Annotated in this window: 22 protein-coding genes and 1 tRNA gene; 10 read left to right on the plus strand and 13 right to left on the minus strand. The window is 64.5% G+C overall.

The annotated features are described in order from the left end of the window. Positions 1-50: 50 nt before the first annotated feature. On the minus strand, positions 51-554 hold the full coding sequence (locus tag R2834_05725; protein MEZ4699808.1) for a hypothetical protein: 504 nt from the start codon (positions 552-554) through the stop codon (positions 51-53). Between the two features lie 128 nt (positions 555-682). On the opposite strand from R2834_05725, the gene R2834_05730 reads away from it, so the two are divergent. Both R2834_05730 and R2834_05735 read left to right on the plus strand, forming a co-directional pair. Further along, positions 683-755, plus strand: a tRNA-Ala gene (locus R2834_05730). A gap of 102 nt (positions 756-857) precedes the next feature. Continuing rightward, entirely contained in the window at positions 858-1,724 is an 867-nt protein-coding gene (locus R2834_05735) for a hypothetical protein (GenBank protein ID MEZ4699809.1), read from the plus strand. 28 nt (positions 1,725-1,752) lie between these two features. Here the strand turns inward: R2834_05735 and R2834_05740 are convergent, their stop codons facing one another. The 3 genes from R2834_05740 to R2834_05750 all read right to left on the minus strand — a co-directional run bounded on the left by R2834_05740 (position 1,753) and on the right by R2834_05750 (position 5,497). Continuing rightward, positions 1,753-2,817, minus strand: a complete 1,065-nt coding sequence (locus tag R2834_05740; GenBank protein MEZ4699810.1) for a dipeptidase — start codon at positions 2,815-2,817, stop codon at positions 1,753-1,755. 39 nt (positions 2,818-2,856) lie between these two features. Beyond that, positions 2,857-3,966, minus strand: coding sequence for a hypothetical protein (locus R2834_05745; protein ID MEZ4699811.1), 1,110 nt, complete (start codon positions 3,964-3,966; stop codon positions 2,857-2,859). Positions 3,967-4,213: 247 nt separating this feature from the next. Next, entirely contained in the window at positions 4,214-5,497 is a 1,284-nt protein-coding gene (locus R2834_05750) for a hypothetical protein (protein MEZ4699812.1), read from the minus strand. 310 nt (positions 5,498-5,807) lie between these two features. On the opposite strand from R2834_05750, the gene R2834_05755 reads away from it, so the two are divergent. From R2834_05755 to R2834_05765, 3 genes are read left to right on the plus strand one after another with little or no spacing between them, the layout of a single operon-like run. After that, the gene (locus R2834_05755) at positions 5,808-6,362 is read left to right on the plus strand and encodes a hypothetical protein (protein ID MEZ4699813.1); all 555 of its coding nucleotides are present in this window, start codon (positions 5,808-5,810) and stop codon (positions 6,360-6,362) included. A gap of 47 nt (positions 6,363-6,409) precedes the next feature. After that, positions 6,410-7,534, plus strand: coding sequence for a TRAP transporter substrate-binding protein (locus R2834_05760; protein ID MEZ4699814.1), 1,125 nt, complete (start codon positions 6,410-6,412; stop codon positions 7,532-7,534). Next, positions 7,531-8,070: a TIGR00730 family Rossman fold protein gene (locus R2834_05765; protein ID MEZ4699815.1), complete on the plus strand. Its 540-nt coding sequence runs from the start codon at positions 7,531-7,533 to the stop codon at positions 8,068-8,070. The genes R2834_05760 and R2834_05765 overlap by 4 nt, the downstream gene beginning before the upstream one ends. Before the next feature lie 12 nt (positions 8,071-8,082). On the opposite strand, the gene R2834_05770 is transcribed toward R2834_05765, so the two are convergent. The 4 genes from R2834_05770 to R2834_05785 form a co-directional block, all read right to left on the minus strand. Next, positions 8,083-9,570 (minus strand): Xaa-Pro peptidase family protein, encoded by a 1,488-nt coding sequence (locus R2834_05770; protein MEZ4699816.1) that lies wholly within the window; start codon positions 9,568-9,570, stop codon positions 8,083-8,085. Between the two features lie 111 nt (positions 9,571-9,681). Next, positions 9,682-10,503, minus strand: a complete 822-nt coding sequence (locus tag R2834_05775; protein MEZ4699817.1) for a hypothetical protein — start codon at positions 10,501-10,503, stop codon at positions 9,682-9,684. Positions 10,504-10,775: 272 nt separating this feature from the next. Next, complete coding sequence (locus R2834_05780; GenBank protein ID MEZ4699818.1) at positions 10,776-11,381, minus strand: ABC transporter substrate-binding protein; 606 nt, start codon at positions 11,379-11,381, stop codon at positions 10,776-10,778. A gap of 83 nt (positions 11,382-11,464) precedes the next feature. After that, a complete protein-coding gene (locus R2834_05785) occupies positions 11,465-12,868 on the minus strand; it encodes a TolC family protein (GenBank protein MEZ4699819.1) in 1,404 nt (467 codons plus the stop codon). A gap of 208 nt (positions 12,869-13,076) precedes the next feature. Between R2834_05785 and R2834_05790 the strand changes: the two genes are divergently transcribed. Continuing rightward, a complete protein-coding gene (locus R2834_05790) occupies positions 13,077-13,370 on the plus strand; it encodes a DUF721 domain-containing protein (protein ID MEZ4699820.1) in 294 nt (97 codons plus the stop codon). Positions 13,371-13,388: 18 nt separating this feature from the next. Here the strand turns inward: R2834_05790 and fabF are convergent, their stop codons facing one another. The 3 genes from fabF to R2834_05805 form a co-directional block, all read right to left on the minus strand. Next, a complete protein-coding gene (gene fabF, locus R2834_05795) occupies positions 13,389-14,651 on the minus strand; it encodes a beta-ketoacyl-ACP synthase II (protein MEZ4699821.1) in 1,263 nt (420 codons plus the stop codon). A 92-nt stretch (positions 14,652-14,743) separates the two neighbouring features. Then, complete coding sequence (locus R2834_05800; protein ID MEZ4699822.1) at positions 14,744-14,980, minus strand: acyl carrier protein; 237 nt, start codon at positions 14,978-14,980, stop codon at positions 14,744-14,746. A gap of 224 nt (positions 14,981-15,204) precedes the next feature. Next, positions 15,205-15,795, minus strand: a complete 591-nt coding sequence (locus tag R2834_05805; GenBank protein MEZ4699823.1) for a hypothetical protein — start codon at positions 15,793-15,795, stop codon at positions 15,205-15,207. Between the two features lie 484 nt (positions 15,796-16,279). Between R2834_05805 and metK the strand changes: the two genes are divergently transcribed. The 3 genes from metK to R2834_05820 all read left to right on the plus strand — a co-directional run bounded on the left by metK (position 16,280) and on the right by R2834_05820 (position 23,104). Beyond that, a complete protein-coding gene (gene metK, locus R2834_05810; GenBank protein ID MEZ4699824.1) occupies positions 16,280-17,449 on the plus strand; it encodes a methionine adenosyltransferase in 1,170 nt (389 codons plus the stop codon). Positions 17,450-17,478: 29 nt separating this feature from the next. After that, complete coding sequence (locus R2834_05815; protein ID MEZ4699825.1) at positions 17,479-21,642, plus strand: T9SS type A sorting domain-containing protein; 4,164 nt, start codon at positions 17,479-17,481, stop codon at positions 21,640-21,642. Positions 21,643-21,826: 184 nt separating this feature from the next. Beyond that, a complete protein-coding gene (locus R2834_05820; protein ID MEZ4699826.1) occupies positions 21,827-23,104 on the plus strand; it encodes an adenosylhomocysteinase in 1,278 nt (425 codons plus the stop codon). A 79-nt stretch (positions 23,105-23,183) separates the two neighbouring features. Here R2834_05820 and R2834_05825 read toward each other — a convergent pair whose 3' ends face one another. After that, on the minus strand, positions 23,184-23,534 hold the full coding sequence (locus R2834_05825; protein MEZ4699827.1) for a ferredoxin family protein: 351 nt from the start codon (positions 23,532-23,534) through the stop codon (positions 23,184-23,186). Between the two features lie 182 nt (positions 23,535-23,716). Then, a complete protein-coding gene (gene ruvB, locus R2834_05830; GenBank protein ID MEZ4699828.1) occupies positions 23,717-24,730 on the minus strand; it encodes a Holliday junction branch migration DNA helicase RuvB in 1,014 nt (337 codons plus the stop codon). A gap of 285 nt (positions 24,731-25,015) precedes the next feature. On the opposite strand from ruvB, the gene R2834_05835 reads away from it, so the two are divergent. Continuing rightward, entirely contained in the window at positions 25,016-25,609 is a 594-nt protein-coding gene (locus R2834_05835) for a DUF3109 family protein (protein MEZ4699829.1), read from the plus strand. The last annotated feature ends 2 nt before the right edge of the window (positions 25,610-25,611 follow it).

Here is a 25,611-nt window from a genome sequence, read left to right on the forward strand (position 1 = left end):
AACGAACCTTTCATGTTCCGATCATCTGCATGTACCTGCATTCGGACTCGTTACGGCACCCTGACGATCAGCCGGCGCGCGGTCAGCGCCTCGCCACGGAGCCTCACCGCGTACAGGCCGGCCGGCAACGCGTTGCCATCGATGATGAACCGATGCTCGCCGGCGGGCAGGAAGCCCTGGTGCAGCGAAGCGACGTGCCGGCCCAGTACATCGTGTAGGTCGTTGAACGCAAGCGACCAGTCGCCTCCCGCGTTGTGCGCCCAGGAGAGGGCTCCGGTCGGCGTGTAACGCGCCACGAATAGGTCGGTGGTGCCCCGCGTGATGAAGTTCGGTTGTCCATCGCCATCCAGATCGATCGCGCCGGTCGCCATGCCGGCGACGATCAGGTTGCCGTCACGGTCGATCGCCGTGTCGAGGATGCGGGGGAAATCGTACGACGCGCTGTCGAGGTTGACGAGCGCCACCGCCCAGTCAGGTCGGGGTTGTGCGCTGAGCGGGCAGGCATATCCCAGGCATACCATCAGCCCGACGAGCGGTATGGCAATACCTTTCATGGTTGGTGCGCGGACTGCAGGTATGCGAGGCGAGCAGAGGGGTACTAACAACTCGTTGCGACTGGTGTATTCGCGGATATCGCCTCCCCGGAACCGGGCGCGGGACCCCTCGGTTTCAGGGGCACGACGGGGATATAGCTCAGTTGGTAGAGCGCTGCAATCGCACTGCAGAGGTCAGGGGTTCGACTCCCCTTATCTCCACACCCAAGAAAGACCTGGCTCGGGCCATCCGATCCGGGTCTTTTTGTTTTCCCCCTTGCGCAGGAACCCGGATGGACGGGTTAGGCGTTTTGGGAAAACGCTTTGTCTGTCTCCGTTTTCTTCGTTCGATCCATGCGTGCGGTCGCGCTGTTTGTATTGCTCCTGATGGCCGGCTGCCAGTCGCCCGCAGGGCTCTCCGCCGAGGAGCTGAGCGCCCGTGGGCGAGCGCTCTATGACAGTGGACACCCGCTGCGCGCCGCGGATTATTTTGAGCGGGCAGCGCGCATGGGCGATGCGCCGGCCATGCAGTATCTGGCCTCGTATTACGAGAACGGCGTCCAGCTCCGAAACCGCCGGCACTGGTTCGCCCGCTGGATGCGCGACTGGACCCGGGACCCGGACAAGGCGCGGTACTGGTCCGACCGCCTCGTCGCTACCCTCCGCGAACGGGCCGACCGGGGCGACGCGGACGCCATGGCCGTGCTCGCCATCAGCTATCGATCGGAGTACCGCGTCGCCGGCCTGACCGGGGCGGACGCCGACACCACCCAGTTCGCCTTCTGGGCCGAACGCGCGGCCCGGGCAGGCTCGATCGTCGGCAAGCGGCTGTACGGGAATCACCTCGCCGCGATGGGGCGGCAGGACGAAGCCGCCGCCCTCTGGCTCGAAGCCGGCGAGGCCGGCGACCCGTTCTCGCTCTTGCGATGGTCCTCCGTCGTGTTGCGGGATGAGGAGGTGGATTTGAGGCGATATTACGAAGTGGTCAGAACCATGCTGGAACGTCACCCGGAGACCGTGGCGGTGTGGATGAATGGCCATCTCAGCGGACTGGAGCGCGGCGCGGACCAGCGCATTGCCCTTTCGATGCGGCACCTGGCCTATATCGATTCCCTGGGGATACGGGAAGACCTGCGCAACCTGCCGCCGGCCCCCGCCGATCTCGGCAAGTGGTACTTCCCGCTCAGATGAGCCGACGCATCGATCCGGGGCTGAGCGTTTAACCGTGCCAGGTTGCCTCTAACACACGGATCCAGTTCGTGTAGCCGATCTTCTGCAGGTCGTCGGGCCCGAAACCGTTCGCCGCCAGCGTATCCATGAGCCGGGGCAAGCCGGCCACGTCGCCCAGCTCGGCCGGCATGGTCGCCCCGTCGAAATCGGACCCCAGCGCCACGTGTTCGATGCCCATCCGATCCGCCATATAGACCGCGTGATCGGCGATGCGCTGGAGCGGCGTATCGGCCTCCTGCCGACCGTCCTCCCGCAGGAAGCCGACGTGAAAGTTGACGCCGACTACCCCGCCCGAGGCGCGGATGGCGTCGAGCTGACGATCAGTAAGATTGCGCGGCGAGGCGCATAGCGCGTGCGCGCCGGAGTGCGTGGCGATGAGGGGATGTGCGGACCGGTCGGCCACGTCCCAGAAACCCTTTTCGTTGAGATGGCTGAGGTCGATCAACACGCCGAGGTCGTTACAGGCGCGCACGAGCGCCTTGCCGGCCTCGGTCAGGCCCGGCCCGGTATCCGGCGTGCCGGGGAAGGCGAAGGGCACGCCATGACCGAACGCGTTAGGCCGGCTCCAGACGGGGCCGAGGGAGCGTAAGCCGGCTTCGTAGAACACGTACAGCGCATCCAGGCCCGGGTCGATGGCCTCGACGCCCTCGATGTGCATGATAGCCGCCATCACGCCGTCGGCGATGCACTGGCGGAGCGACGCGACGTCGTGCACGACACGCACGCGGCCGGCGGATTGCGACGCGATGCGGAGCAGCAGGGCCATCATGCCCAGCGTCAGCTCGCGCGCGCGTTCCTGGGAGACGGGCGTTTGCAGGGCCTCGACGTAGGCCGCGAGGGCCTCGGGGGAGGCGTCTGCCGCGGGTTTTTTGGGGGGATCGGCCTGGGGGGTGAACATGGCGAAAAAACCGCCGGCGAAGCCTCCCTCCAGCGCCCGGGGCAGGTCGATGTGGCCGATGTCGCTCCGCTCGAAAAACGATCGCCCCTGTCCGCGCTCGGGGACATAGAGGTTGAGCAGGGTGTCGTTGTGTCCGTCGAAGATCGGGTAGCGCATGATGCGAGAGGTTGAGACGCGTCGGGACGCCGGGCGCGCTCAGTGCACAAGGGCGCCGAGCGCCACGAGGGCGAAGGCGGTCGCCAGAAGCGGGTCGTCTTCCTTGTTGGGCGCGCCGGCCGGATTGGCGAACGAACCGTCGGGGCGCACGCGGGTTTCGAGGAGCGACACGATCTCGCCGCGCCATCCCGTGTCCGGCCAGTCGAGCGCGCGATAGACTTCGGCGCGGACCATCAGGTGGTAGAAGAAGATGGCCTCGTCCCAGCCGGCGGCCTGTCCGGCAGGGATGCCCTCCGGATAATCGAGCCGCGGGTGATCCCGCAGCCAGGCCACAGCGTCGCGCACACGGGCATCGGAGGGAGGGACGCCGGCAGCCAGCAGGGCCAGCAGGCCGTCGCACGTGGTGGTGGCATAACTCGCATAAATGGGGACGCCCCCGGCATCCGGTTCGAAACCGCCCTTGTTGGCGAAGACGGCCAGTGGGGCATAGTGGAATCCGCCATCGTAGCCGGCGGCGTCGCGCTTTTGCAATCGTCCGAGGAAGGTCGCAGCCCGGGCGTAGACGAGGCTGTCCGTCACCCCCGCCTCGCGCAGCGCCTGCAGGACGCGCCGCGTATGGGAGAGGTCCACATGCCCGACTCCACCCGACGGCAGCCCGACCTCTCCGAACCCCCACGCCCCGTAGGCGGGATGCTCCGGGAAGATGCCGCGCGGTTCGGTGAAGTGCTGGCCGAGCAGGTAGCGCGCGATGCGGCCGGCATCGCCCGCCGTCGCGTCGTCGCGCGCGAGCACCCTCAGCGCAAAGGCCGAGGCGTAGTTCGGGTATTCGAGTACGATCGGATGGAGGCGTCCCACCGCGCCGGCGCTGTCGATGTGTGCGCGAATGAACGCCACCGCGCGCGCGGCATCGCTATCCCGGGCGGCGGGGGACGTCGTGAGCAGCGCGTGCAGGATGAAGGGCGTCCAGGCCTGCCCACCCCGCACGATGCCGTGCGTCTCGCTGTGCCATCCGCCGTCGCCGGCCTGTTGCGCCCACAGGTACGCGCTCGCCCCGGCAAGCAGCCCTTCGGCCCGTTCCCGAACCGAAGGCTGCCCGCAGGATGCGACGAGGAGGCAAAGGGGGATGAGGAAGAGGTTTTTCCGGGTCATGAATGCTGGGCAAGGTCATGAATGCTGGGCAAGGTCATGAATGCTGGGCAAGGTCATGAATGCTGGGCAAGGTCATGAATGCTGGGCAAGGTCATGAATGCTGGGCAAGGTCATGTATGCTTCATAGGATACTTAACCCTTTCCTGACAGCAGCCGCAGGCAGCTCATGCCCGCGAAGCACTCATGTCCGCAGCCGCAGGCAGCTCATGGCCGCGAAGCACTCATGTCCGCAGCCGCAGGCAATCCCTCAGCTCTTCCTCGTCGACGCACCATCCCGGTCCGCCGTCATCGTCATGATCACCGCGGCGGTGCAGAAGACGGGGCTCGTGATGCAATGGTGACCGGACCAGCTGCCGTCGCCGTTCTGGATGGCGGAGAGGCGCTCGTTCATTTTTTCGTACCAGGCGCTCCAGTCTTCGCCGCCGGCGTGCGCGAGCGACTCGCTCGTCATCATGTAGCTCAGAAATTCCTCCCCGCCGTTGTTGCCGAAGCCCTGGAGCACCGCGTCGTCGTTGAGCATGGTCCGGGTCGCCTCGTTCTGGCGGAAGGATTCCTCGAGGCGCTCGGCCTCGTCGGCGGCATAACCCAGGGATTGCAGCGCCTGGGCCGTGGGCTCGGCGCTCGGGGCGAGTTCGCCGCGTGATTTTGCGCCGGCGATGGCATCCCGGACTTGCTGCGCTTCTTTGGCCGTAGCGCGCTGGTTGCTGGCGATCGAGTACAGCGATACGCCGGCCGCGCTCTCCGTGCGCACCTCACCCGTCGCTGCGTCGACGTTGCTCCGCTGGTACCGCCGCGATTTTTCGAGCGCGTCCTTGTCGACGGCCACGCCGGCCTCGTCAGCCATCTCGAACGCATTGTTCGCCATGGCCGATTGGAGCACGGCCGCCCAGCCGCCCCGGTCGTTCCAGCTGCCGTCGGCGCTTTGCGTGGCGGCGAGCTTGTTCAGGCAGACGCCCAGAGCCTGCTGCACGCGGCCGGCAAGCGCCTCGTCATCGGCCAGGTAGGGGAGCGCCCGCGTGAAGAACTGCGCCGTCATCGAGACGTCGATGTTCTGCCCCAGCTTGATTTGCGGCTGCGTGCCGGTCAGGTCGGTTATGTTGGCCGTCCCGGGCAGCTGCGATTCCACCTGATCGACGAGAAAGACCAGCGCGCGCCTGAGTTGATCGCGGTAGGGGCCCGACGCCGGCGTGCTGCCCGTGCGCAGCAGGGCCATAGCCGCAAACGCCGTGGTGGCGGGGTCGGCGGCGACGGCTTTCGGGTCGCGGATGTCCTGGTGAGCGTGCGTTCCGGCGCCCCATCCGCCGCTTTCGAGCTGCGCGGCGGCGAGCCAGTCGAGCCCGCGATGGATGAACGCCGGGATGGGACGGGGCTCGCCGTCGATAGTCGGCGGGAGCGGGGGAGGTGTTGGGAGGTTGATCGGATGGATCGGCGGAGGGGGCGGCGGTACCGGGGTCGAGGTCGGTGTTGCGAAAAACCAGAGGGCGAGGCCGGCGAGGCCCAGGCTCGCGGTCGTGAGCAGGCGCGTAAACATGGCGATGTCCAGGTATGGGTTAAGAAAGAAGGGAGCGAGGGGGAGGTGCCGTGTTTCCGGAATGGCTATGGAATCAACGACCTGCCTTCATCAAATATTGTGCATCCATGGGCCCGGAACGATTCGCAGGGGATTCGGGTTGGGATGAACAACGCATATCAGACGGCGCGCCAACACCTTCTTCCTTTCGCGCCGACCGGAAATCATCCAACCATTCTATCTAGCATCGGCGCACATGCGCCGGCCGTCCACCAACCGGGTGCACGCCGTGGCCCATAAGGCCGCTCCCCTTTGTATTCCGACGGAACCCATGAAACACACCCTCCTGCTCCTCGTCCTCCTGGCCGGATGGATCGGTTCAACCGCCCAGGCCCAGGTACTCAACTCCGCACGCTCGCTTCCCGGGCGCACCTTCGTTCTCGCCGGCGCTCCGGTCGTGTTCAACAACGACGGCGCCAACGCGCTCGCGATGTTTGTCATGGGCCGCTACGGCGTCGGGACCGGGCTCGACTTCGAGGCCCGCGCCGGCTTCTTCGAAGACGGCACCCTTGTCGGCGGCTCCGTCGAGCTGGGCCTTCGGCCGGGCCCGCCGTACGTCTCGCTCATGACCGGGCTCCACGTCCAGAACGATCTGGCCTTCGACGGGGGGCTGAACATCGCCTACCCGCTCTCGGAGACCCTCGACCTCTACGGCGGCATCGATTTCGACCTCATCTTCGACGACGATCCCGACCTGCCGACCTGGGCGAATCTGGGCATCGATGTCATGTTTATCGAGCAGGTGCATTTCCTGGCCGAATTCAATCTCGGCGTCAACGAGATCAGCCCGAATATCTGGGGCGCCAGCTTTGTTTTTCACTTTTAATTGCCGACTTTTTCGGGAAAATCATCGCTATCGAACGTCCACGTGACATGGAAAGAAGGGATTTTCTCAAGAAGTCTACCCTCACGGCCGCGGCAGCCGGCGGCGTGCTGGCAGGTTGCGGCTCCGGCCCCGATGGCGCCGGCGCGCCGGCCGTTCAGACGCAACCGAACATCCGGTGGCGGCTGATCTCCAGCTTTCCCCGCTCGCTCGACACGATTTTCGGCGCCGCCGAGGTCTTCGCGCAACGCGTCTCGGCCCTGACCGATGGACGATTCGACATCCGCGTCTATCCGGCCGGCGAAATCGTGCCGTATGACCAGGTGCTCGAATCGGTGCAGAAAGGCACCGTCCAGATCGGTCACGGCGCGAGCTATTATTTCAAGGGGCTCAACCCGGCGCTCTCGTTCGACTGCACCGTGCCCTTCGGCTTCACCGCCCGCCAGCAAAATGCCTGGATGTACCACGGCGGCGGCCTCGAAATCATGCGCGAGGTGTTCGCGGACTTCAACGTCATCAACTTTCCCTGCGGCAATACTGGTACGCAGATGGGAGGCTGGTTTCGCCGAGAGATCAACGGTCTGCAGGACATGCGCGGCCTCAAGATGCGCATTCCCGGTCTCGGCGGCGAGGTGATGCACGAAATGGGCGTGGGCGTCGAACTCATCGCGGCCGGCGAGGTCTACCCGGCGCTCGAACGCGGCGCCATCGACGCGGCGGAATGGGTCGGACCCTACGACGACGAGAAGCTGGGCTTCTATCGCGTAGCGAAGTACTACTACTACCCCGGATGGTGGGAGCCGGGCCCCGGCCTGTCGCTCTACGTCAACAAGGGCGCGTACGACCAGCTGCCCGCTGCCTATCAGGAAGCGATCTCCACGGCGGCCGCGGCGGCATCCATCGCGATGCTCGCGAGCTACGACGCGAAAAATCCGCCGGCCCTGCAGCGCCTGCTCGATGCCGGCGTCAACCTCCGCCGCTTCTCGAACGACGTCATGGCGGAAGCCGAGAAGAAGGCGTTCGAGATCATGGAAGCCCAGGCCGCTGCCGAGCCGGGGTATGGGCGGGTGTACGCGGCCTTTAAACAGTTCCGCGACAGCTCCTACAAATGGTTCTCGACCGCGGAGAATGCGTATGCCTCGTTCGCATTCGAACACGCGCGGTCGAATTCATGATCGAATCGGTCTGCGTATTCTGCGCGTCCAGCGGTGCGGTGCAGCCGGCGTATTTTGACGTGGCAAAACAACTCGGATTCGAGTTGGCGCGGCGCGGTTTGACGCTGGTGTATGGCGGCGGAGATGTCGGCCTGATGGGCGAACTGGCCCGGGCCGCGCACGCCGCGAAGGGACAGGTCGTGGGCATCCTCCCCCGGGCGCTCAACGAACTGGAAGGCGTCGCCTACGACATCGCGGACGAACTCATCATCACCGACACGATGGCCGAGCGCAAGACGCTCCTCCGGGAGCGCTCGGATGCCTTCGTGGTGCTGCCCGGCGGTCTCGGCACCCTCGAGGAATTCCTCGAGGTGCTGACGCTCAAACAACTCGGCTATCACGCCAAGCCGATCGTCCTGATCAACACGGGCGGCATCTACGATCCGCTCGTGCGTCTGTTCGAGCACCTGCACCAGGAGCGTTTCCTGCGCGAGCACTTCTTCAACCTCTACCACGTGGCGCCAGACGCGCCCGGGGCGATGGCTTTTCTGACGTAACGCCCGCCGGCGCTAGCGCTTGCGCGCCATGTCTGGATCCAGCGCCTGCATCAGCGCCGCATCCAGCTCTTTCGCCGAGTCCTGAAGCATTCCAGGCTCTTCCATCAGCCGCTCCAGGTCCTCGATCTCCATCGGCACAAAATCGGATACGATTTCGGCTCCGGCTTCGGTGATGATGATGAGGTCTTCGAGCCGGATGTAGATCATCTCTTCCGGGACGCGCAGCGCCGGCTCGATCGTGAAGACCATGCCCGGCTTCAGCGGGCCGGTGTAGTCGCCCACGTCGTGCGTGGCCATCCCCACCCAGTGACCGAGCCGCGCATCCTCGCGCTGGCTGCCGGCGCGGTAGCTTTCGACGAAGGCGCGCGCCGCCTCCCGGTGAGCCGGTTTGGTGAACGATGCGGCGGCGAACGCGGCGTCCATGTCCTTGACGGCCTCGCGGCGGATCTGGGCCGCCGTCACCTCGGGCCGGATGTGGCTCAGGATGGCCTTGTAGCAGGCCAGATAAAACCCGTACAGTTCGCGCTGCTCCTTGCTGAAGCGGCCGTTGACGGGCCACATCCGGGTGACATCGCTCATGTAGTACCCGACGTCCGGCGCGTAGTCCATCAGGACCAGCTCGCCGTCGACCAGCGGGCTCTTGCCGGCGTGATAGTGGGGGAAAAACGCGTTGGGGCCGCCGGCGATGAGGGAGTAGTAGGCGTCGCCCTGGGCGCCATGCCGCAGGAAGATGTAGCGCGCGACCGCGTCGAGTTCTTCTTCCATGATGCCGGGCACGGTCGACCGCGCCGCTTCCATGAGCGCGAGACCCGACAGCCGGGTCGCCTTGCGGATGAGGGCCAGCTCGCCGTCGCTTTTTACGAGACGGAGCGCGTCGAGGGTCGGGGTGAGGTCGGCGAGGACGATGCCGGGAAAGCGCTGCTCCAGGAGCTGCATGAAGGCGGCCTCCCGCGTGGGGCGCCCGTCCCAGGGGTCGGACGCGATGTCGGCATTGACGCGGAGCCCCAGATCCCGGCTTTCCGCCGTGCCTTCGGCCGGGCTGAACGGCGTGAACACAGTGACGCCGGCCCGGCGGAGCTGGCGGCCGAGGTGTTCACCGAGCAACTCCGGGCCATATACGCCGGCGTACCCCAGGTCGCTGAAGAAATCCGTGTCTTCCGCCGCGAGCATGCGCCCTTCACCCGCCTCGCGGCGCGCGTTGCGGTGCGGCAGATACAGCGTCGCCGAACGGCTGGCGCCGTCGAGCAGCACGAGCGCGTGCGGCACCTCGACACCCGTCAGGTAATAAAACTCGTTCGTCTGGCGAAAACGGGTGTAGCCTCGCGGGCTGGGCGCTCCCTGCAGCAGGGCGATGCCGGAGGCGCCGATCGCATCGTAGACGGCCTCCCGGCGCGCGGCGAATTCTTCCGGACTGAAATCCTGCGTGAACAGGGGCGCGCGTTGCGCGGTGGCGAATGGCGTGAGACAGACGACGAGCAGGGTGATGAGGGCGATGCGCATGGCGGTGCGTGGTCCGGAGATCGGCAAAATGGGGATGGAGCAAGTCCAAAAAAAGAAACGTGGCCACCCGGAGGCGGCCACGTTTCCAAACATACAAAATGCAATCGAGATTTATTCCGCCTGCACGGAAACGGCCTCGGCGGGCAGGGGCTGCTGGGGTTGCGTGAGCCGGTTCCACGTGCGAACCGAAAACTCGCGGAACCGGGGTTTGTAGTGGAGCCACCCGAAGTGGAGCACGAACGGCGTCACTTCGAGGTAGTCGCCCCGTCCCGGCAGCGAGGAAAAGACCTTGACCAGGAAGTTGCGCAGCGGCAGGTTGGCGATGCTCCGCATCATGTACACGAACCGGTCGGTGTAGTAGCGGCACACGACGTGTTCGAAATCGCCGTCGTATTCGGTCATGCCGTCGATGTAGTCCAGCTGCGGGCTGTTGTGGCCCTGGAGCCACGGGAAGACATGGAGGCGCATCTGGCTCATCGCCATGGCGAGGCTCCACTCGCACGATTCTTCCGTGCGGCCTTCGTTGAGCCGGCTGCGGAAGTGCGTCTCGTTGCGGCGGCTCAGGAACCGCGAGGCCCGCTGGCAGACTTCGCGCGTGAGTTCGCGGTCCTGGCTGTAGATCATGCCGGCCTGCACGCGGGGCAGGTGGCTGAGCCCGAAGCGGCGCATCGTACGCCGGCGCCGGTCCAGCAGGTAGTCGAACGCAACCGCCACGCCCTTCGGCCCCCCGAAGAAGAAGTCCGCCCGCTCCAGGCCCGTGGCCGTGAACGGAAACGCGGAGAGCTGCGTCCAGAGCGGATCCGGGTCGCGGCACCACACCATGTCCGAGTCCACGTACAGCGAGCGCTCGTAGGGCATGAACAGGTGCAGTTGATGCTTGAACCCGATGATCGACCGGTTTTCCTCCGGAAGTTCGCCTATAAAGTCGAACAACGTGTCAAGCCCGTACTGCTGGAGTACCTCGATGTGATTCGGCGGACAATAAAGCGCAACCGGACGATCGGGGTCGTGACGCCGGAGCGTCAGGACAGAAGCAACCGCATCTCGAACGTATCGGTCAGGTCCATACGTATGGTAGACGTATCCTTCTTCGAACGTGGACATCTGTATCTTCTACTAGGGCGGCTGACTAGAAGGAAACCACACGTACGCACCTGTTGTGACGAGGTTCTCCCTTGGAGCCTGCCACCCGGAGCGAAGGTCTCTCAGCCCGTCGCGCTCATTTTATCAAGCTTTTTGTGCAAGCTGGCCATCAGGGCGTCAAAGCCTCGTTTCCGCACATACGTCTGGAACGAGCGGGCATATCCTTCGGTGGTGCTCACACCGTCGAGGATGATGTCGTCCACGCGCCATTCATTGCCGCGGAAGCCCAGTGCGTACGCCACGTTCATGGGCTTCTCCTTGTAGACCGTGGTGGTTTCAACATGGGCGCTGTCGTCGTCCACCTTGATATCACCGATGGTCATGTTGAGGCGGTAGATGTCAAGGTCGGCCAGCGACTGACCTTTGACAATTTCGCTAAAAACTTTGACAAATTCCGTGTGCTGTTCCGGGGTCAATTTGCTCCACTCGGCGCCGAGCGCATCCTGGCTCATCCGGTCGAAGTCGATGACGCCGTTGATCAATTCCTTGAGTTCATCCTCCTGGGCGTCAGTAAGCGTTTTTTTGTCCCCCAGAAGGGCCTTGATTTCATGATCGCGGTCGATGAGCATCTTGCGGATGACATCTTCCTGCGCCTGCGCCGAAGCCGGCAGGAGCAGGGCGACCAGAAAGAGGCAAAGGGCGAATATTCTGTATAGGATTGAAGACATTGGATCGAGCGATGTCGGTTTGTAAAGGTGTCGATAGCGGGAAAAAGCGTCAAATTCGCTGTTTCTCCCGGTGCACCCTGTATTTATTCAACGAGTGTGCCACCCTGCGCCTGGTCGACGAGGAGGCCGCACGCGTTGAGTAAGCGCAGCACCGTGATGTTGTATCGCTGTACCGTTTCGTAATACTGGGCTTCGATCTGGAGCTCGGCCTGGACGGCCTTGACCAGATTCTCCGTATCGCCGAGGTCGAGGTCGAAGTTGACCATCTCGGCGCGCAGCCAATCCTTGCTGATGCGCAGCGATTCGTTTTGTGCATCGAGCGCGGCGCGGGCTACGATCAGGTTCCGGTAGGCTTCTTCAACCTGAAACAGGATCAGTTGCTCCAGCCCCTCCTGCTGATAATACACCTGATTGCGCTCCGCCTCGGCCTGCTGGACGCGCGCGCGCGTCTGGAAGACGTTGAGGTTTTGCCGCAGGCCCAGGCCGGCCTTGAACGAGCGGCCCCGGAACGGGTCGCCGACATACGGGGTCGGCTGCCGGTAGCGCCCGTCGGCGCCCGACAGGTTGGACGACACGCCGGCGAACAGCTTGGGGTAATACTGCGACCGGGCGACGTCGACCAGCGCATCCCGCGCGGCAAACCCGGCGCGGGCCTTCCGCAACTCCGGTCGATGCGCAAACGCCCGCTCGAAATACGCTTCGAGCGCATCCGGCGCGTAGTCGACGGGCTCGAGCGTGATGGCGTCGGGGAGGACGACCGTCCCGTCCGGGATGAAAAGCTGTCGCTTCAGCGCCGTGCGCGCCGTTTCGCGGCGCTGGGTTACCTCGACGACGCGGCGAAGGAACTCCTGCTCGGTGATCTGGACCTGAAAAAGATCGGCGTCGTCCACCCCCTCGGCCCCTTCGTCCAGCAGCCGGCGAATCTCCCGCTTGGCCTGATCGACGATGTCGCCGGCGCGGTCGGTCAGCCGGAACAGCTCGTCGGCCAGCAACACGCTATAGAACAGCTCGCCGGTGCGGAGCGCCACTTCGGCCTGGCGGATGTCGACGGAGGCCTCTTCCACCGCCACGCCCTGCCGCGCGGCGCGGAGGTTGCCGCTCAGTTCGCCCCAGGTGTAGATGGGCTGGATGGCCTCGGCCTGTATCTGATAATACATGCTGAGGTCGCTCCAGTCGTTGCGGATGTCCGGGTTGAGGTAGAGCCGGTCGGTCGGCGTGTCGCCGATCCCTTTGAGCCCCGGGGCTACCGAATGCCCGGTATTCAGATTAAATTCGGTCAGGAAGCGGCTGGCGCGCGCCAGTTCGTACCGCGCGGCCGCGAAGTCCCGCTGCGAGGCGACATCGCCGATCTCCGGGCTTGCCGTCACCGCGCGCTGGATGGCCTGGGCGACGGAGACGCGCATCGTGTCGCCGGCCGGCGCCTGCGCCCGGGTGCTCGCGGCGAAGGTCGCCAGCAGCAGGCCGGCGAGCGTCAGCGATCGGAGCATGAATCGAACGGGGCGTTGGAGCATGAGACGGGAGGAGGAGGCCGGCGCCGAGGAGGTGGCCGGCTTTCAGTGGACGCACTCAGGATCGGAGCCGCCTGCCATCGGTTTAAGGTAACATGCGTGTGTACAAAAGGGCGCATGCATTGTTTTCGGGCAGGCCGTTCGACGCCTGCAAATTTTTGACTAAGTGGATCAATCGCGCGCCGACATGTCATCGAAACACCGCCCGGAGCCGCTTGGAGACGTGCTCGGCAAACTGATCGGATCGCTGGGCATCGAGCGCAAGCTGGATGAAGCGCGCATCGTCGATGCCTGGAAAGAGGTCGCCGGCGGCCCCATCAACGCCGTCACCGAACGCGTCTGGGCCAGCAAGGGGATCCTCTATGTGGTCGTCACGTCGGCCACGTGGCGGCAGGAGTTGTACCTGCATCGGAACGCGTGGCGAAAACGGCTGAACGAACGGCTGGAGGCGCCGCTCGTTCAGGATATCGTGTTTCGGTGAGCGGCGTTGGTGCCGCGATCAGCCGTCGCTGTACTTCTTGAAGATGACGGAGGTGTTGTGCCCGCCAAACCCGAAGGCGTTGCTCACGGCGTAGTTGACGGGGCGGCGATGCGGCGTGTTGAACGTGTAGTTCAGCCGGCACTGCTCGTCCTTTTCCTTGAAGTTGATGGTCGGCGGGATGATGTCGTGCACCGTCGCGAGAATCGAGGCGATGGCCTCCACGGCGCCGGCGGCGCCGAGCAGGTGCCCGGTCATGCTCTTGGTGGACGAGACGTTGAGCGCGTACGCGTGGTCGCCGAAAACCTGTTCGATGGCTTTGGACTCGGCGACGTCGCCCAGCGGGGTCGACGTCCCGTGCATGTTGATGTAGTCGACATCCGTCGTGGTGATGCCGGCGTCGCGCAGCGCCATCAGCATCGCCAGCCGCGCGCCGTTGCCCTCGGGGTCGGGCGCGGTGAGGTGGTAGGCGTCGCCGGATAGTCCGATGCCGATGATCTCGGCATAGATGCGCGCGCCGCGCCGCCGGGCGTGGTCGAGTTCCTCCAGGTAAAGGGCGCCGGCGCCTTCGCCCAGGACGAAGCCGTCGCGCGTGGCGTCGAACGGCCGGCTGGCCGTTTCCGGCGAATCGTTCCGGGTGGAGAGGGCCTTCAGCGCGCTGAAGCCGCCGATGCCGAGCGGGGTGACGGTCGCTTCGCTGCCGCCACACACCGCGGCATGGATCAGGCCGCGCTGGATCATCACGAAGGCGTCGCCGATGTTGTGGTTGCCGGTGGCGCACGCCGACACGATTGCGTAGTTCGGACCCCGGAAGCCATGCTTCATCGAAATGTGGCCCGCGGCGATGTCCGGAATGAGCATCGGAATGAAGAACGGGGAGATGCGGTTGGGGCCCTGATTCAGGTAGATCTCGGTCTGTTCCTGAAAGGTCTGCAGCCCGCCGATGCCGCTCCCGAAAATGACGGCCGTGCCGTCTTTTTCCTCCGTGGAGAGCGTGCTCGGGTCGATGCCGGCGTCCTGAACGGCCTGGTCCGCGGCGACGATGGCGAGCTGGGTGAACCGGTCGGCCCGGCGAGCGGATTTTTTGTCCATGTGATTCAGGACATCAAACCCCTTCAATTCGCAGGCGAACCGGGTGGCATACTCGCTCGAGTCGAACGCCGTAATCGGGCCGGCGCCGCTCTTGCCCTGCATCATGCCTTCCCAGAATGACTCGACGCTGAGGCCAATGGGGGTAAGCGCACCCATGCCTGTAATCACCACCCTGCGCATGCCGTTGCTCATAGGTTAAACCGTCCGTTGCGGATGTATGCAGACAAAAATGCCCGGCGTGCCGCTTCCGCAATGGCAGCGACACGCCGGGCCTGCATACCGAATCAGCTCGTTTTTTCTTTCAGATAGTCAACGGCGTGCCCGACCGTGGAGATCTTTTCGGCGTCCTCATCTGGAATCGTGACATCGAATTCTTTTTCGAATTCCATGATGAGCTCGACCGTGTCGAGTGAGTCTGCGCCGAGGTCGTTGATAAAAGAGGACTCGATGGTGATGTTCTCTTCCTCAACGCCCAGCTTGTCGGCGACGATGGCGAAGACTTTGGATTTAATCTCGGACATAACTAACGGCGTTCTTGCTGATGGTATGGTGGATTGCGACGGGATCAGGCGGCGGGGTTTGCCGGTCTAGCCTGTGCCGAAGTCGCACTCGCGAGCGCGCTAAATTACTCCAGGGTATGGGTAGAAGCAACGCAGGCGCGCGTTTGGTGCAAACGCGCATCAAAACAGGCGGCTTAAATCCCGCCGGTTCGAGGATTGTTTCTGTCAGCGAAGACGCCCGCGTGTTACGCGCACATGTTCATCATGGCCATTCGGCGCAGATGCTGAAGGGCGGATCGCAGATACGTCGTGGTTTGATACACGCGGCTGAGCCGGAACGCGCCTTCCAGGGTGCTGGTGATGTGCGCCGCAAAGGAGGGCGGGTCGATGGAGCGAACGAAGTCGCCGAGCAACCTGCCGCGGCGCAGCACATGCTCGATCGCAAGCTGGATGCCGAGCAGTTCGCGGCGGGCCAGCGCCTTGATGTCCGGATCGCACCCTTCTTCCGTGAGCGTGTTGAACAACGCGCAGCCTCCCTTGAGCGGGGGACGGGAAAAAAGGTACTCGAAGCCGTCGAAAATAGCCGCCAGCTGGTCGGGCGCGCTGGCGTGCGCGGCGATGACGCGATGGAGGTGCGCGACGGACTGGCCGGCGGCAAACGCGAAGGCCGCCCGGGCAAACTGGTCGGGCGTTTCGTACGCCCAGCTCAACTCGGTCTCCGTGTCGACGCACGCACGCCACACATCGGCAAAATAGCGGTCGCTATAGCCGATATGGTTGAACAACTGCGCTGCTTCGTGGACGACGGTTTGTTTACTTACGCCTTCTGCACGCATACAGGATCTATGAATGACGGCGATGTCGCCGTAGACGTTCTCGGGAAAAGAGATGGTCCGTACCCCGATTCGGAAAAAAGAAAGCACCAAAGAAAAGCGCTTCCAGGACGATTGTCAATCGCCGCGATGTCGGTCGCTCACTTTTTTCGCGGGACGGACAGGTCCCTTTCTTCTAGCCATCCGTGTGCCAGATTGGTTCCGGCCGGCGCGCGTCAAATTATCGGCGCCCCCGGAGCCCTGCCATCGCGACGCTTCCTCGCCGCCCGGCCCCCGGTCCCGCTAACAGAACGTCACTTTTTGGCCGATACCCGTAGGCAACAGGATGCGCGACGTGGCGTAAGAGAAACGTTTTGTCCGGGATCGGAGCCCATCCGCCGGCGCGCGCGCTGGATCGGGTGGCGTCGGACCATGGTCGTCGCTCCGTCGTGCCAGGCGGCACTAGCCCCGCCGGCGTACCTCTTCATCTCTGATGCTAAAACCACGAATGGCCTACCTGTTTACCTCTGAATCTGTATCCGAAGGACACCCGGATAAGGTTGCCGACCAGATCTCCGACGCCATCCTCGACGCGCTGCTCGCCCAGGATGCCTCCAGCCGCGTAGCCGTCGAAACGCTCGTGACGACCGGCCTGGTGATGCTCTCGGGCGAAGTGACGACGAGCGCTTACATCGACGTGCAGCAGATCGCGCGCGACGTGATCCGCGATATCGGCTACACGGATCCGCGCCTCCGGTTCGACTCGGATTCGTGCGGCGTCCTGAGCAGCATCCACGAGCAGAGCGCGGACATCAGCCAGGGGGTGACGGAAGGGGCCGGCCTGCACGCCGAGCAGGGCGCCGGCGACCAGGGCATGATGTTCGGATACGCGTCCCGCGAAACGGACGAACTGATGCCGATGACGCTGGTCTTCTCGCACGGCCTCGTCCGCGAACTCGCCCAGATCCGCAAACACACCAACCTGATGCCCTATCTGCGCCCCGACGCGAAGAGCCAGGTCACGATCGAATATGAAGACGACCGACGCACCCCCCGGCGCGTGCACACGGTCGTCGTGTCGACCCAGCACGATGAGGAGGTGTCTCAGAAGCGGATCTATGACGATGTGCGCGAGATCCTCCTTCCGCGCGTCATTCCGGCCGAGCTGATCGACAAGGACCTCATCCTCCACGTCAACCCGACGGGGCGCTTCGTCATCGGCGGGCCGCATGGCGATACCGGGCTGACCGGGCGCAAGATCATCGTGGATACCTACGGCGGCCGCGGCGCGCACGGCGGCGGCGCCTTCAGCGGCAAGGACCCCTCGAAGGTCGACCGCTCGGCGGCCTATGCCGCGCGGCACGTGGCGAAAAATCTCGTAGCCGCCGGCCTCGCCGATGAAGTGCTCGTCCAGATCGCCTACGCCATCGGCGTCGCCGCCCCGGTGTCGATCGACGTGAGCACCTATGGCACAGGAGTTGTTTCTGATACACAGCTGGTGCAACTGGTTCGCGAGACGTTCGATTTGCGCCCGACATCCATCATTCGTCAGCTGGATCTGCTTAAACCGAAATACCGCCAGACAGCTGCATACGGTCACTTTGGTCGTTCGGAGTTCTCCTGGGAGGCGCTCGATCGGGTGGACTCGCTGAAGCGGGCCGCCGCGCAGCTTGCCTGACGGACCGAGCGACCACGTCTCACTATGGAATGCCTCGATATACTTCGCACCTGATTCTTGCGGGCGTCATGCTGGCTGTCCTCGCCTCCCCGGCGTTCGGGCAGGCGCGGCAGCCGCAAGCGCGCGTGGCGGATGTTTTGTCCGCCGTCGCGGCCGCTCGGTACGCGCCGGAGGACACGCTGACCCGGTTCCGGACGCGTGTCGTCCCGGAGGGGCGGGTGGATATCGACGACGGTGTGTTGCGGGCACGCTATCGCATCGAGGCGCCTCCGCCGCCGGCATCGCTCGGCGATGAGGCGGTCGCCCGGCGCTACCTCGCGGACCAGGCCGGTTCCTTCGGCATGGAAGCCTCGCTGGACGATCTCGTGCTCGCGGACCGCGTCGAGAGCGAGGGGGCCCGGCATCTCACGTTTCAGCAGATGTATCGCGGCATTCCGGTGTACCACCGGACCGTCCGCGTCAACCTGGATGGCCGCCGCGCGCCGGCGATGGTGCTTAGCGGCTATGCCCCGAACCTGGCTCGAAACGCCGCGCTGGACGTGCAGCCGCTCCGCTCGGCCGGCGAGGTGCTCGCGCTGGCCCGGGATGCGCTCCAGGGCGATCTCGCCCGCAGCGTGCCGGCGGAGCTGGTCGTGATCCCTCGCCCCGAACCGCGGCTGGCCTGGCGGCTCGTCGCCTGGAGCGAACGGAATCACGGCGAGTGGGAGCTGCTCATCGACGATAGGTCGGGCGCGCTCATCCAGATCCGCGACCTGAGCACGCACGCGCGTCCCTATGTCGCGTCGCCCTCCGAAACGAGGGCGCATCTCCCGCCGGCCCCCGCCGTCGGCGCGGCCGGCATGGCGACGGGACAGGGCTTCGCTTTCAACCCCGATCCGCTCTCCACGTCGGGCCTGACGTACGCGCAGGCGTTCGACGATGCGGACGATCAGGACGTGCCGGCCATCAACGACCAGCGGGTGCTCGTCGACCTCCCCGACATCGCGCTGGGCAACGACGGGCTGTACCGCCTCGAGGGGCCGCATGTCAAGATCGTCGGCCAGAGCCCGGCCGGCAGCGACGTCTACGCGCCGCCCGCCGAGACGCTGCCCGACGGATTCCGGTATGGGCGCGCGGACGACGCCTTCGAGGCGGTAAACGTCTATTACCACGTCGACACCAGCCAGCGGTATGTGAAATCGCTGAATATCGGGCGGCCGATCCAGGATCGCGCCATCTCGATCAACCCGTTCGGGCTCGGCAACGAAGACAATTCGCGGTTCTATCCGACGCTGAATTACATCGCGTTTGGCGCCGGCGGGGTGGACGATGCCGAAGACGCGTTCGTGATCTGGCATGAATACGGCCATGCGCTGCTGCAGGAAAGCGCGCCCGGCTTGCTGGACAGCGCTGAGGGGCGCGCGCTGCACGAGGGATGGGCCGACTACTGGGCGGCCTCCTACGCCCGCTTTCTTGCGGAAGAGGGCGGTCTGGGGCGGTCAGACTGGGAAACGTTTTTTAAGTGGGATAGCGGCGACGGGGCCATCTGGGCCGGCCGGCATCTGGCGTTCCAGGGCACCTACCCCACCGCCACGCAGTGCGACGACCGCCCGACTTCCTGCGACATCTATGCCGATGGCATGCTCTGGGCTGTCTCGCAGATGGCGGTGTACGACGTGCTCGGGCGCACCGTGACGGATCGCCTCAACCTGGCCTCGCATGCCTATCTGATGCATCCCGTCACGTTCCGCGATGCCGCTGAGGCGGTCATCCAGGCGGATCTGGATCTGTATGCCGGCGAACACGCCACGCAGCTGTTCGATCTGTTCGAGCAGCGCGGACTGGTCGACCGGACCGCCTTCAGCCCCCTCGCCACCCACGTGCCGATCACCTGGGTCGAGCAGCTCGGCGGCGAGGTCGCGTTCGTGGTCGATGCCGTGGGCGTCTCCTCGGAAATCGACGCGGTGTCGATCACGTATGGCTTTGACGGCACCCTTACCCAGCAGCTCACGCTGAATCCGGCGGGCGACGATCGGTATGAGGGCGTGCTCGCCCTGCCTTCCGAGGCCGGCAACGTGGTGTACGCGGTGGAAGTGACCGACAAGCGCGGCCTGATGACGCGGCTGCCCTCGGCCGACATGGAAACCCGGTATTCGTTCACGCTCGGGCCGGACGCCGAACCGCCCGTCGTGGCGCATGAGCCGCTTGGCCTCGTTGCGCTGGCCGACTGGCCGCCCGTCGTGACCGTGGAGGCTACGGACAATCTGGGGATCGAGGGGGTGTCGGTGCTGTTCCGGATCGTCAATCCCCTCGGCGGCGTGATCGCGGATTCCTCATTTGGATTGACCCGGGTCGACGGTTCGTACCAGGGCGCCTTTCCGGTGCCGGTGGAGGATATGGAGCCCGCGAGCGTCGTCTCGTATCAGATCGTGGCGCGCGATCGCTCGCTCGGCGCGAACGAAACCGCCCTGCCGGCCGATGGCCCCTTCACCTTTTCCATCGTGGCCGATGGCGGGGTGTTGAGGTTCTATGATTTCGAGGCGAGCGTGGACGGCATCGAGTCGAATGGCCTGTGGCAACAGGCAACCCCGGTCTTCGGGACCCGCTTCGCCCATTCCGGCGCCAGGGTCTGGGGCATCAATCCCGCCGGGGCCTATTCGGATCAGGCCGGCATCTCCTCCCTCACGCTGCCGCCCCTGCGGGTGCGGACGGCAGGGGATACCTATCTCGTCTTCTGGCACTATTACGATACCGAAAGCGCCGGGGATGGGTCGACCACGCTGTGGGATGGTGGAAACATCAAGGTGTCTGAAGATGGGGGCGCTACCTGGCGCGTGCTCGATCCGGTGGGCGGATACGACGGCGTCATCGACGCCGGCCGCAGCAACCCGATGGGCGGACAGGCCGCGTTCGGGGGCTTCAGCTATGGCTGGCAACGCGCCGTTGTTTCGCTTCCGGTGGCCGACGAGGTCCTGCTCCGGTTTGATTTCGGAACGGATGCGGGCAACGACCAGCCGGCGCAGGGCTATGCCGGCTGGTATCTCGACGACATCACCGTGCTGGGTGAGGCGCCCGAGGATGTGGAGCGGCCCGAGGCCTCGCTGCTGCCGGCCTACCGGTTGGCCCTCTCGCCCGGGCAGGATCTGCCCGATCTCTACGTCGAAGCCGGCGACAACGTCGGTGTCGAGCGGGTGGAGGCGTTGTACAAGGTGTATCGCCGCGCCGGCATCGACGAAGGCGCGATCCGCTTGCCGATGAGCGCGGACGATCGACGGGTGTTCGAGGCCCCGTTCGCGCTGGCGTCCGGGGCAGGGCTCGTCGTGGGGGACAGCATTACGTTCCGGTTGCGTCTCGTCGATTTCGATGGAAATATCGCCGTCTATCCGGCCAGCGATGAACGGCCGTTCCGGATCGAATACCGGTTGCAGGAAGCCCTCAATCTGATGCCGGATGCGGTCTTATCGGGTTCATGGCGCTGGGATGGGACGCAGTGGAGTGTCCAGAGTGTGGGCAATGCCGCCTATTCGGGCCTCGTGATGGGGCCGCTCGATCTGCCGGACAACGTCGATAATCTCTCGCTGCTGCTGATCTATCAGTGGGAGGCGAGCCTGCGGGCCGGCGAGGTCGGGATGAATGTGAAGCTATCCGACGATGGGGGCGCCTCATGGGCGCTCCTTCAGCCCGTCGATGGCTACGAAGGCGTGATGGCCTCGACCGCGATACGCCAGATGGCCGGCGAATCGGCGTTCGTCGGCCGGCAGGTGGGGTTGCAGCAGGCGGTGTTCGACTTGCTCGAGAGGAAAGGGCGCCAGATTTACCTGCGCATCGACGCCGCCGGCGTCCCCGGACCCGAGGAAGGGCCCTGGCGCGTGGGCACGGCCAGCCTGCGCTACTCCACGCTGGAGACCGTCGGGGGAGGGTTCGATATTCCCCGCGCGCTGGCGCTCCACGCGAACTATCCGAATCCGTTCACCACAGGCACGAACCTGTCCTATACTCTCGCGGAAGAGGGCCATGTCGAACTGGCGGTTTACGATGTCCTCGGACGGCAGATGGATGTGCTCGTCGACGCCACGCAGCCGGCCGGATCGTATACGCTCCCGTACGAGGTCGGTCATCTGGCCAGCGGGGTGTACCTCTTGCGGCTGTCGACCCCGGCCGGCGTCAAGGTGGTGCGGCTGGTGAAAGTAGAACGTACGAGCCGCGCCCGATAACGGGATCGCGTGTGCGCCGCGGCTGCTTGGGGGAGGGGGATCGACCCGCGCCGGCAAGAATTTTCCGGATGGGCGCAACCTCGGGCAAGGGGTTCTGTTTATTGGGCGGAATGGGGGCGCACTCGTGGCTCGCAGCGCTGCCGCCGCTCGTTTGACTTGTTTTACATCGACTTAAAAAGAGATCATGGACCACAAAGAAGGATCCTACAAAGTGCGCGATCTGGGCATGGCCGACGCCGGCCGCATGCGCATCGAATGGGCGGAGAGCCGTATGCCGGTGCTCATGCGCCTTCGCGAGAAATACGCGGAATCCAAGCCCTTCAAAGGCTACAAGATCACCGGCTGCCTTCACGTGACGAAAGAGACCGCCGTGCTGATCGAGACGCTCGCCGCCTGCGGCGCCGAGGTGGCGTGGAGCGGGTGCAACCCGTTGAGCACGAACGACGAAGTGGCTGCGGCCCTCGCGAAAGGCGGCATCGAGATTTATGCCTGGCATGGCATGAATACCGAGGAATTCTACTGGTGCATCGACCGCACGATCGACAAGACGCCGCACCTCACGCTTGATGACGGCGCCGACCTCATCTTTACCGTCCACAATCGTTTCCCCGAGAAGGCGAACACGATCATCGGCGGCAGCGAAGAAACCACGACGGGCGTCCATCGCCTCCGCGCCATGGCGGCGGACGGCAAGATGCTGTACCCGGTCTACGCCGTCAACGACGCGGAGACGAAATGGGACTTCGATAACGTCTACGGCACCGGGCAGAGCACGCTCGACGGCGTGCTGCGCGCGACGAGCGTGCTCATCGCCGGCAAAAACGTCGTCGTCGCCGGCTACGGCCATTGCGGCCGCGGCGTCGCGATGCGGGCGAAAGGGCTGGGCGCCAATGTCATCGTGACCGAGGTGAAGCCGACGGCCGCTCTCAAGGCTATCCTCGAGGGCAACAAGGTGATGACGATGGACGAAGCCGCTGCGGTCGGCGACATCTTCATCACGGCTACCGGCATGAGCGACGTGGTTCGCGGCCGGCACTTCGCCAAGATGAAGGACGGCGCCATCGTCTGCAACACGGGGCACTACGACGTCGAGCTCAACCTGAAGGAGCTGGCGGAGCTGTCCACCGATACGCGCATCATCCGCGCCAACAACCGGGAGTACACCCTGGAAAACGGCCGGCGCGTGTTCGTCCTGGCGGACGGACGCCTGGTCAACCTCGCGGCGGCGGAAGGCCATCCGTCGGAAGTGATGGACATGAGCTTCGCCAACCAGTTCATGGCGCACCTGACGCTGGTGCAGGCCCATAAGCGCGGCGACAAGCTGGAGCCGATCGTGTATGATTTGCCGGAGGCGCTCGACCAGGAAATCGCCGGCGTGAAGCTGGAAACGATGGGCCTGTCGATCGACACCCTCACGGAAGAGCAGATCGCCTACGCGACGGACTACGCCGCCGGCACCTGATCGCCCGCGACACCGAGTACCATAAAAAAAGCCGCATCGGACAATCCGGTGCGGCTTTTTTTGCGTTTTGCGCGCGGCCTTATTCGCCGCCATCCCAGGTCAGGATATCCTGTTCGGATTTCTCCTTCTTGGCCCAGGTCTCCGCGTCGGGGAGCGGGTCCTGTTTGCTGGTGATGTTGTGTCCCTGCTGCTGCCACTGGTTCGCCAGGTAGGTATTCCATTCGGCGTAGTGCTGGAGGTGCGCCGGCAACTCGTCGTCCGCGTAAATGGCCTCCACAGGGCAAACGGGTACGCATGCGTTGCAGTCGATGCATTCGTCGGGGTGGATCGCCAGGAAATTGGGACCTTCGTAGAAGCAATCGACCGGACAGACTTCCACGCAATCGGTGTGTTTGCAGTTAATGCAGGCCTCGGTGACAACGTAAGGCATAGGAGGATCCTCCTTCGTAACAAATAATGCGGTAGTGGCAAAAAAAGCCGCTTTTTAGCGGGCGTTCAGAAAATACGTCCTGTCCACAGGGAAACCAAGTTCGGTGCACGCTTTTGTGTGCCGGCGTCTGATCCGGGTGCGGTTCGCGCCAGGCCGAACGCGCCCCGCGGAGCCGGAGGCGCCTACTCGAACAGGTCGCCGGTACGGAGGGGAGGGATGCGGTCGAAATGCGCGTACGCCCGCGCCGTGGCCACACGGCCCCGCGGCGTCCGCTCGATGAAGCCTTCCTGGATCAGGTAGGGTTCGTACACCTCCTCGATGGTGCCGGCTTCCTCGCCGGCGGAGACGGACAGGTTGGAAAGACCGGTCGGTCCACCGGAAAATTTTTCTATCAGCGTGAGCAAAATGCGCTTGTCCATCTCGTCCAGTCCTTCGGAATCGACGTCGAGCGCGTTGAGCGCGTGGTCGGCGATGGCGCGCGTGATCCGGCCGTCGCCTTTGACCTGGGCGAAGTCGCGGGTGCGACGGAGCAGGCGGTTGGAGATGCGCGGTGTGCCCCGGCTTCGTCGCGCGATCTCGTAGGCGCCGGTCTCGTCGATCTCGAGCTTGAGGATGGCGGCGGATCGGAGGACGATGCGCTGGAGCAGGTCGGCGTCGTAGTAGTCGTAACGGAAATCGATGCCGAAGCGGGCCCGCAGGGGCGCCGTGAGCAGGCCCTTGCGGGTGGTCGCGCCAATGAGGGTGAACGGCGGCAACGCGATCTGGACGCTTCGGGCGTTCGGGCCGGCGTCGATGACGATGTCGATCTTGTAGTCTTCCATCGCCGAGTACAGGTATTCCTCGACGATCGGGCTGAGGCGGTGGATCTCGTCGATAAAGAGCACGTCGCCTTCCTCAAGGTTCGTCAGCACGCCGGCGATGCTGGCGGGCTTGTCCAGCACCGGACCGCTCGTGCTCTTGAGGCCGGCGCCCATCTCGCTGGCGATGATGTGCGCGAGGGTCGTTTTCCCCAGCCCGGGCGGCCCTGAGAGGAGGACGTGATCGAGGGTCTCACCGCGTTGCAGCGCGGCCGTCATGAAGATCTGCAGGTTCTCCTTGATCTTCTGCTGCCCGATGAACTCATCCAGCCGGCCGGGCCGCAGGGCGCGCTCGAAGTCTTCCTCGCGTGGATCGTGTGCTGTTCGGTGTGATGACATGCGTTGCGATGGTGCGCGGTCCTGGGGCTGTGAGCGACCGCCGGCCGCGGGCGATCGGGAACCCGCCGGAGGCGACGCGTTCGACCAATGACCAATGACCAATGACCAATGACCAATGACCAATGACCAATGACCAATGACCCGTTTGATTGTCCCAAGATAGGGATTTCCGTTAATTGATCGAGGCGGTGTAACCGGAGCCGTGGGCGTGTCGATAAAAAGATATTTCCATGAATGTGCGATGGATGTTGACAAGCGTTCCTTTAATCACTATATTTTGGCATTATGTTTGCTGTAGGTAGCGTATTAGTATCGGACAACGTGCTCGATGCCCCGTTCACCTGCAACCTCGGAGCGTGCCTGGGCGGGTGCTGTGTTGTCGGATCATCCGGCGCCCCACTGGAGCCGGACGAGCGAGCAGCGTTGGAGCGGGCCTTGCCCCGGGTTCGCAAGTTATTGCGGCCAGAGGCCCGCGCGATCATCGAGGAGCACGGTCCCTGGGAAGAAGTCGAAGAAGGACGGTATGCCACGCGCTGCGTGGACAAGGCCGAGTGCGTCTTCGTCTACTACGAGGGTCCGATTGCGAAGTGCAGCCTTCAAAAGGCGTACCGTGACGGTCGTATCGACTTCGAAAAGCCTGTGTCGTGCCACCTCTACCCGATCCGCGTCCAGCGGTATGGCGACTACGAGGCACTGAATTACGAGCAAATCAGCCTCTGCACCCCGGCGATCAAACATGGGCAGCGGCACGGTACCCAGCTAATGGACTTCCTACGCGAACCGCTTGTGCGCAAGTATGGCGAAGAATGGTATAAGCAGTTCCGTGAAGCATGCATTGAGCGCCGGAAGGCGCTGGGCCTGCATCGGGACTCGGATTAAAG

The organism is Rhodothermales bacterium, assembly GCA_041391505.1.
Classification (GTDB): Bacteria; Bacteroidota; Rhodothermia; order Rhodothermales; family JAHQVL01; genus JAWKNW01.

Bases quoted from the DNA above. Each gene is read 5' to 3' on its own strand.
- R2834_05725 (MEZ4699808.1), bottom strand. From the start codon at position 554: ATGAAAGGTATTGCCATACCGCTCGTCGGGCTGATGGTATGCCTGGGA.
- R2834_05740 (MEZ4699810.1), bottom strand. From the start codon at position 2,817: ATGCGCTACCCGATCTTCGACGGACACAACGACACCCTGCTCAACCTC.
- R2834_05745 (MEZ4699811.1), bottom strand. From the start codon at position 3,966: ATGACCCGGAAAAACCTCTTCCTCATCCCCCTTTGCCTCCTCGTCGCA.
- R2834_05750 (MEZ4699812.1), bottom strand. From the start codon at position 5,497: ATGTTTACGCGCCTGCTCACGACCGCGAGCCTGGGCCTCGCCGGCCTC.
- R2834_05755 (MEZ4699813.1), top strand. From the start codon at position 5,808: ATGAAACACACCCTCCTGCTCCTCGTCCTCCTGGCCGGATGGATCGGT.
- R2834_05760 (MEZ4699814.1), top strand. From the start codon at position 6,410: ATGGAAAGAAGGGATTTTCTCAAGAAGTCTACCCTCACGGCCGCGGCA.
- R2834_05765 (MEZ4699815.1), top strand. From the start codon at position 7,531: ATGATCGAATCGGTCTGCGTATTCTGCGCGTCCAGCGGTGCGGTGCAG.
- R2834_05770 (MEZ4699816.1), bottom strand. From the start codon at position 9,570: ATGCGCATCGCCCTCATCACCCTGCTCGTCGTCTGTCTCACGCCATTC.
- R2834_05780 (MEZ4699818.1), bottom strand. From the start codon at position 11,381: ATGTCTTCAATCCTATACAGAATATTCGCCCTTTGCCTCTTTCTGGTC.
- R2834_05785 (MEZ4699819.1), bottom strand. From the start codon at position 12,868: ATGCTCCGATCGCTGACGCTCGCCGGCCTGCTGCTGGCGACCTTCGCC.
- R2834_05790 (MEZ4699820.1), top strand. From the start codon at position 13,077: ATGTCATCGAAACACCGCCCGGAGCCGCTTGGAGACGTGCTCGGCAAA.
- fabF (MEZ4699821.1), bottom strand. From the start codon at position 14,651: ATGAGCAACGGCATGCGCAGGGTGGTGATTACAGGCATGGGTGCGCTT.
- R2834_05800 (MEZ4699822.1), bottom strand. From the start codon at position 14,980: ATGTCCGAGATTAAATCCAAAGTCTTCGCCATCGTCGCCGACAAGCTG.
- R2834_05805 (MEZ4699823.1), bottom strand. From the start codon at position 15,795: ATGCGTGCAGAAGGCGTAAGTAAACAAACCGTCGTCCACGAAGCAGCG.
- metK (MEZ4699824.1), top strand. From the start codon at position 16,280: ATGGCCTACCTGTTTACCTCTGAATCTGTATCCGAAGGACACCCGGAT.
- R2834_05815 (MEZ4699825.1), top strand. From the start codon at position 17,479: ATGCCTCGATATACTTCGCACCTGATTCTTGCGGGCGTCATGCTGGCT.
- R2834_05820 (MEZ4699826.1), top strand. From the start codon at position 21,827: ATGGACCACAAAGAAGGATCCTACAAAGTGCGCGATCTGGGCATGGCC.
- R2834_05825 (MEZ4699827.1), bottom strand. From the start codon at position 23,534: ATGCCTTACGTTGTCACCGAGGCCTGCATTAACTGCAAACACACCGAT.
- ruvB (MEZ4699828.1), bottom strand. From the start codon at position 24,730: ATGTCATCACACCGAACAGCACACGATCCACGCGAGGAAGACTTCGAG.
- R2834_05835 (MEZ4699829.1), top strand. From the start codon at position 25,016: ATGTTTGCTGTAGGTAGCGTATTAGTATCGGACAACGTGCTCGATGCC.